6 protein-coding genes are annotated in these 6,847 nt (G+C 67.9%); 4 read left to right on the top strand and 2 right to left on the bottom strand.

The annotated features are described in order from the left end of the window. Positions 1–79 precede the first annotated feature (79 nt). Positions 80–1,375 carry a citrate synthase gene (locus JL108_RS01200; RefSeq protein WP_205196549.1) on the bottom strand — a complete coding sequence of 432 codons (1,296 nt, stop codon included), beginning with the start codon at positions 1,373–1,375 and terminating at the stop codon, positions 80–82. Positions 1,376–1,599: 224 nt separating this feature from the next. Here JL108_RS01200 and rplM point away from each other — a divergent pair, with 224 nt between their 5' ends. From rplM to glmM, 3 genes are read left to right on the top strand one after another with little or no spacing between them, the layout of a single operon-like run. After that, a complete protein-coding gene (gene rplM, locus JL108_RS01195; protein WP_143911429.1) occupies positions 1,600–2,043 on the top strand; it encodes a 50S ribosomal protein L13 in 444 nt (147 codons plus the stop codon). Positions 2,044–2,063: 20 nt separating this feature from the next. After that, positions 2,064–2,561 carry a 30S ribosomal protein S9 gene (gene rpsI / locus JL108_RS01190; RefSeq protein WP_143911430.1) on the top strand — a complete coding sequence of 166 codons (498 nt, stop codon included), beginning with the start codon at positions 2,064–2,066 and terminating at the stop codon, positions 2,559–2,561. Positions 2,562–2,568: 7 nt separating this feature from the next. Continuing rightward, positions 2,569–3,915 carry a phosphoglucosamine mutase gene (gene glmM / locus JL108_RS01185; RefSeq protein WP_205196548.1) on the top strand — a complete coding sequence of 449 codons (1,347 nt, stop codon included), beginning with the start codon at positions 2,569–2,571 and terminating at the stop codon, positions 3,913–3,915. Between the two features lie 89 nt (positions 3,916–4,004). Here the strand turns inward: glmM and coaA are convergent, their stop codons facing one another. Continuing rightward, on the bottom strand, positions 4,005–4,955 hold the full coding sequence (gene coaA / locus JL108_RS01180) for a type I pantothenate kinase (RefSeq protein WP_205196547.1): 951 nt from the start codon (positions 4,953–4,955) through the stop codon (positions 4,005–4,007). 46 nt (positions 4,956–5,001) lie between these two features. Between coaA and glmS the strand changes: the two genes are divergently transcribed. Next, positions 5,002–6,846 (top strand): glutamine--fructose-6-phosphate transaminase (isomerizing), encoded by a 1,845-nt coding sequence (gene glmS, locus JL108_RS01175; RefSeq protein ID WP_205196546.1) that lies wholly within the window; start codon positions 5,002–5,004, stop codon positions 6,844–6,846. Position 6,847 lies beyond the last annotated feature (1 nt).

The following is a 6,847-nucleotide window of genomic DNA, read 5'->3' as shown; positions in this document are numbered from 1 at the left end:
GGCGGGGCGGGGCGGGGGGGGGGGGGCGGGGCGGGGCCCGGGGGGCGGCCCCCCCGTCCCCTCGACGGTCACCTGGTGATTACTTCCAGCGCTCGGAGGCGGGCACGAAGTCGAGCTCCCGGCCGCCGGTGTAGATCTGCTTGGGACGCGCGATCTTCTGCTCCGGGTCGTCCACGAGCTCGATCCACTGCGCGAGCCAGCCGGCCGTGCGCGGGATCGCGAACAGCACGGTGAACATCTCCGGGGGGAACTGCAGCGCCTCGTAGATCAGGCCCGAGTAGAAGTCGACATTCGGGTAGAGCTTGCGCGAGACGAAGTAGTCGTCCTCCAGCGCGATCTTCTCCAGCTCCTGAGCGACCTCGAGCAGCGGGTTGACGCCGGTGACCTCGAAGACCTCGTCGCAGGCCTTCTTGATGATCTTGGCGCGCGGGTCGTAGTTCTTGTAGACCCGGTGGCCGAAGCCCATGAGGCGCTCGTCGCCGTTCTTGACGCCCTCGATGAAGGCCGGCACCTTCTCCTTGCTGCCGATGCGCTTGAGCATGCGCAGCACGGCCTCGTTGGCGCCGCCGTGCAGCGGGCCGAAGAGCGCCGCGATGCCGGCGCTGACCGCCGAGTACGGGTCGACCTGGGTAGAGCCCACCGAGCGCACGGCATTCGCCGAGGCATTCTGCTCGTGGTCGGCGTGCAGGATGAACAGCACCTCGAGGGCCTTGGTGAGCCGCGGGTCCGGTTCGTACTTCGGCTCGCTCATCCGGAACAGCATCGACAGGAAGTTCTCGGCATACGAGAGGTCGTTGTCGGGGTACACATAGGGCTTGCCCTGTGCGTGACGGAAGGACCAGGCCCCGAGCGTCGGCATCTTGGCGATCAACCGCACGATCTGCTCGTGGCGGATCTGCTCGTCGGTGATGTTGCGCGCCTCGGGATAGAAGGTCGACAGCGCGCCGACACTCGACAGCAGCATGCCCATCGGGTGGGCGTCGTAGCGGAAGCCCCGCATGACCGTCTTGATGTCCTCGTGCACGAACGTGTGGAAGGTGATCTCGTGCTCCCACCGCTCGTACTGCTCGCGGGTGGGGAGCTCGCCGTAGATGAGGAGGTAGGCGACCTCGAGGAAGTTCGAGGACTCGGCCAGCTGCTCGATCGGGTAACCCCGGTACTCGAGGATGCCCTTGTCGCCATCGATGAAGGTCACGGCGCTGCGCGTGGAGGCCGTGTTGGTGAATCCGGGATCGTAGACGGCCAGGCCGGCCTCGTCCTCGGTCTTGCCGATCTTGCCTACGTCGCTCGCGCGGATGGCGCCGTCGGTGATGTCGAGTTCGTACTCGTCGCCAGTGCGGTTGTCGCGTACGGTCAGCGTCTGCTTCTGGGTCACGTTGGGTCTCCTGTGACGTAAGACGGTTCTGCGGTCTCGTGGTGGGACAGCACCTCTAACGTAGTGGTCGTGCTCACATGGCGCGATTCTGGGTCCGCGACAGGGACCCCGTTTTGACCCTGTTGGGGTCCGACAGTTAGGCTTGGACGTCGTGGTGCCTGCGGCATCAGCCGTGCCGCGCCCACACCGAATCCAGCAACACCGACAAGCGAGAAGGTCACGCCGTGCGCACGTACAGCCCGAAGCCCGCTGACATCGACCGTCAGTGGCATGTCATCGATGCCGAGGACGTCGTTCTCGGCCGTCTCGCCGTCCAGGCGGCGACGCTGCTGCGCGGCAAGCACAAGCCGACCTACGCTCCGCACGTCGATGGTGGCGACTTCGTCATCATCGTCAATGCGGACAAGGTGGCGCTGTCGGGCAAGAAGCGTTCGGACAAGAACGTGTACCGCCACAGCGGCTACCCCGGTGGCCTGAAGCAGACCGCCTACGGAGACCTCCTCGAGAAGGATGCCCGCAAGGCGATCGAGAAGTCGGTCCGCGGCATGCTGCCGAAGAACCGTCTGGGCCGTCAGCTCATCACCAAGCTGAAGGTCTACGCCGGCCCGGAGCACCCGCACGCCGCCCAGAAGCCCCAGTCCTTCGAGATCGCGCAGATCTCCCAGTAAGCGAGAAGAGCAGGTTCACCGTGGCTGAGACCACCACCGAAGACGCCCAGTACACCGCCAACGCCGAGGGTGTCGCCTACACCTCGGAGACCTCCCCGAGCGTCGGCTCGACGGACAAGCCGTCCATCATCGCTCCCGCCAGCGCCACCGGCCGCCGCAAGGAGGCCGTCGCTCGTGTGCGGATCTTCCCGGGCACCGGCACCTGGACGGTCAACGGCAAGCCGCTCGAGGAGTACCTGCCCAACAAGCTGCACCAGCAGATCGCCAAGGAGGCCCTCGCGGCCACCGGTCTGCAGGAGTCCTTCGACGTCATCGCGCGTGTCGACGGCGGCGGCATGACCGGTCAGGCCGGTGCGCTGCGCCTCGGCGTGGCCCGTGCGCTCAACGCGGTCGATCTCGAGGCCAACCGCCCCACGCTCAAGAAGGCCGGACTCCTCACGCGCGACGCGCGTATCAAGGAGCGCAAGAAGGCCGGCCTCAAGAAGGCCCGCAAGGCGCCGCAGTACAGCAAGCGCTGATCCGCTGGTGGGCCGTATCTTCGGTACGGACGGAGTTCGGGGTCTGGCCAATCGGGATCTGACCGCCGAGCTTGCCGTGGATCTGTCCGTCGCCGCCGCCCACGTGTTGGGCGAGGCGGGGGCCTTCGCCGATCAGCGTCCCACCGCCGTCGTCGCCCGCGACCCGCGTGCCTCCGGGGAGTTCCTGGAGGCCGCGGTGGTCGCGGGTTTGGCGTCTGCGGGGGTCGACGTCCATCGGCTCGGGGTCGTCCCGACGCCCGGCACGGCCTACCTGACGTCGTTGCTCGAGGCGGACATGGGCGTCATGATCTCGGCATCGCACAACCCGATGCCCGACAACGGCATCAAGTTCCTCGCGCGCGGCGGGCACAAGCTGCCCGATGACATCGAGGCGGCCATCGAACGGCGTCTCCAGGAGCCGTGGGAGCGGCCGACCGGGGCGTCCGTGGGCCGGGTCGGCGACAGCCGGGCTGGCCTCGGCGCGTATGTCAAGCATCTTGCCGCCTCGGTCTCCGAGCGGCTCGACGGCATGAGGATCGTCCTCGACTGCGCCAACGGCGCGGCCCACGAGGTCGGTCCGGAGACCTTCGCGGCGCTCGGTGCCGAGGTCGTCACGATCCACGCCGAGCCCGATGGGCTCAACATCAACGAGAACTGCGGTTCCACGCACCCGGGCGATCTGCGGCGTGCGGTGGTGGAGCAGGGCGCCGATGCCGGCTTCGCCTTCGACGGAGACGCGGACCGCTGTCTGGCCGTCGACGCCGAGGGACGTCTGGTCGACGGCGATCAGATCCTCGCGGTGCTCGCCCTGCGTCAGCAGCGCGAAGGCCGGCTCGCCGACGACACCGTCGTCGCGACGGTCATGAGCAACCTCGGCCTCTCGCTGGCCCTCGAGGAAGCCGGTCTCACCCTCGTCCGCACCGCCGTCGGCGACCGCTATGTGCTGGAGGCGATGCGCGCGGGCGGGTTCACGCTCGGCGGTGAGCAGTCCGGACACGTCATCATGAGCGACCACGCCACGACGGGTGACGGTGTCCTCACTGCGGTCCACCTGGCGGCCGAGATGGTAGCCACGGGGCGGCAGTTGAGCGATCTCGCCACGGTCGTGACGCGTCTGCCGCAGGTGCTGCTGAACGTCTCGGGCGTCGACAAGGACCGTGCCGGGACCGATCCGGTGCTGCAGGGAGAGGTCGCCGCCGCCGACGCCAAGCTCGGTGAGACCGGTCGCGTGCTCCTGCGCCCCTCAGGGACCGAACCGGTGGTGCGCGTCATGGTCGAGGCACCCACTGAGGCCGAGGCGACCGAGGTCGCCGACCGCCTGGCCGGCATCGTCCGCGCCCAGCTCGCCCTCTGACCCTCCGGGTCCGACTTTTGCCGGGTTGTGGCCCTCGACACGCCGGTATCGAGGGCCGCAACCCGGCAAAAGTTGCTCAGGCCGGAGGGTCAGAGCTTGCGGAGGCGGACCCACTTGACGGTGTGGTCCGAGCCCTTGCGCAGCACGAGGTCCGCGCGGCCCCGGGTGCTCGCCACGTTCTCACGCAGGTTGGGCCAGTTGATGGTGTCCCACAGCTCCTCCGCACGGGCGACGGCCTGCTCGTCGGTGAACGAGCTGTAGCGATGGAAGTACGAGGCCGGATCCGCGAAGGCGGTCTCGCGCAGGCGAAGGAAGCGTTCGATGTACCACCGGCGGATGTCGCGGCTGGAGGCGTCGACGTAGATCCCGAAGTCGAAGAAGTCGCTGATCGCCAGGCCCGGACTCCCATCGCCGCGCGCCCGGGCGGGCGCGAGGACGTTGAGGCCCTCGACGATAACGATATCGGGACGATCGATCTCCACCCGCTCGTCGGTGCGGTCATAGGTCAGGTGGGAGTACACGGGAGCCTCGACGTGCTCGGCACCGCTCTTCACGCCCACGATGAAGCGCAGCAGCGCCTTGCGGTCGTAGGACTCCGGGAATCCCTTGCGGTCGAGGATCCCGCGTCGCTCCAGCTCCGCATTCGGCAGCAGGAAGCCGTCGGTGGTCACCAGGGCGACACGGGGATGCTCCTCGCGCTGCGCGAGCAGTTCACGCAGGAGACGGGCCGTGGTGGACTTGCCGACGGCGACCGAGCCGGCCAGACCGATCACGAAGGGGACCTTGCTCGCCTGCGGGTTGCCGAGGAACCGCTCGGTGGCGCGGTACAACGCACCGGCCATCCGGACCCGGAGGCTGATGAGCTGGGCGAGGGGGAGGTAGACCTGCTCGACCTCGTCGAGATCGAGCTCCTCGCCGAGACCACGCACGCTGGCGATCTGCGCCTCGGTGAGGGGGACCGGGGAGTCGTCGGCGAGTTCGGCCCAAGCGGACCGTTCCAGCTCGACGAACGGTGTCAGCTCACGTGACATGGGCACCATTGTTGCGATGCCGTGATTTCGCCCGTCACTCGGTACCCTGGAAGCTATGTGTGGAATCGTTGGATACGTGGGCTCGCGCCCGGCCGTCGACGTCGTCATGGGTGGACTTCGGCGCCTGGAATACCGAGGCTATGACTCCGGCGGGGTCGCGCTGGTGACGGCCGACGGCATCGCGTCGGCCAAGAAGGCGGGCAAGCTCGTCAACCTCGACGGCGTGCTGCAGGAGAACCCGCTCCCGGCGTCCACCACGGGCATCGGCCACACCCGGTGGGCCACCCACGGCGCGCCGAATGACGTCAACGCCCACCCCCACCTCGACGCCTCCGAACGCATCGCGGTGGTCCACAACGGCATCATCGAGAACTTCGCCACGCTCCGCGACGAGCTGGAGGACGCCGGCTACGACTTCGTCTCCGAGACCGACAGCGAGACCGTCGCCCACCTGCTGCATCACGAGCTCCAAACCACGCCGGACGTCACCGAGGCCTTCCGTGCGGTCTGCCGCCGCCTCGAGGGTGCCTTCACGCTCGTCGTCGCCGACGCCCAGACCCCCGGCCGTGTGCTCGGTGCCCGCCGCAACTCGCCGCTGGTCGTCGGACGCGGCGAGGGCGAGAACTTCCTCGGCTCCGATGTCGCCGCGTTCATCGAGTACACCCACACCGCGATCGAGCTCGGCCAGGACCAGGTCGTCGAGATCACCGCCGATGCGGTCGTCGTGACCGACTTCGACGGCCAGCCGGTCTCCACCAAGGAGTACACGGTCGACTGGGACGTATCCGCGGCGGAGAAGGGCGGCTACGACTGGTTCATGCTCAAGGAGATCCACGAGCAGCCCCAGGCCATCGCCGACACGCTCCTCGGCCGGATCGGCACGGACGGGCGCCTGCAGCTCGACGAGATGCGCCTGTCCGATGGCGAGCTGCGCGAGGTCGACAAGATCATCGTCATCGCCTGCGGCACGTCCTACTACGCCGGCATGGTCGCCAAGTACGCCATCGAACACTGGACTCGCATCCCGTGCGAGGTGGAGCTCGCCTCGGAGTTCCGCTACCGCGATCCGATCCTCGACCACACGACCCTCGTCGTCTCGATCAGCCAGTCCGGCGAGACGATGGACACCCTGATGGCGATCCGCTACGCCCGCGAACAGCGCGCCCGGGTGCTGTCGATCTGCAACACCAACGGCTCGACGATTCCTCGTGAGTCCGATGCCGTCATCTACACCCACGCCGGCCCGGAGATCGCGGTCGCCTCGACCAAAGGCTTCCTGTCGCAGGTCGTGGCGTGTTACCTGCTGGCCCTCTACTTCGCTCAGGTCAAGGGCGCCAAGTACGGCGACGAGATCCAGCTGATCCTCGACGAGCTGGGGCGCACCCCGCAGGCCGTGCAGCAGGTGCTCGACAATGCCGACCAGATCCGCAAGCTCGCCGACCGGCTGTCGTCGAATCGGTCGATCATGTTCCTCGGCCGCCACGTGGGCTACCCGGTCGCACTCGAGGGGGCGCTCAAGCTCAAGGAGCTCGCGTACGTGCATGCCGAGGGCTTCGCCGCCGGTGAGCTGAAGCACGGCCCGATCGCGGTCATCGAGGACGGAGTCCCGGTATTCGTGGTCGTACCACCGCGGGCCCGTGATCAGCTGCAGGAGAAGATCGTCTCCAATATCCAGGAGGTCCGCGCGCGGGGTGCCCGCACGATCGCACTCGTCGAAGAAGGGGATGACACCGTCGTGCCCTATTCCGACGAGGTGATCCGCCTGCCCCGCGTGCCTACGCTGCTGCAGCCGCTCGTCGCCACCGTCCCGCTCCAGCTGTTCGCGTGCGAACTGGCGACGCAGCTCGGTCACGATGTCGATCAGCCGCGCAACCTGGCCAAGTCCGTCACCGTCGAGTGAC

Source organism: Aeromicrobium sp. YIM 150415 (assembly GCF_016918125.1).
Lineage (GTDB): Bacteria > Actinomycetota > Actinomycetes > Propionibacteriales > Nocardioidaceae > Aeromicrobium > Aeromicrobium piscarium.
This window is presented reverse-complemented; position numbering and strand designations above follow the sequence as displayed.

Excerpts from the sequence above, each read along its gene's own strand:
- glmS (WP_205196546.1), top strand. The coding sequence starts at position 5,002 with ATGTGTGGAATCGTTGGATACGTGGGCTCGCGCCCGGCCGTCGACGTC.
- coaA (WP_205196547.1), bottom strand. The coding sequence starts at position 4,955 with ATGGTGCCCATGTCACGTGAGCTGACACCGTTCGTCGAGCTGGAACGG.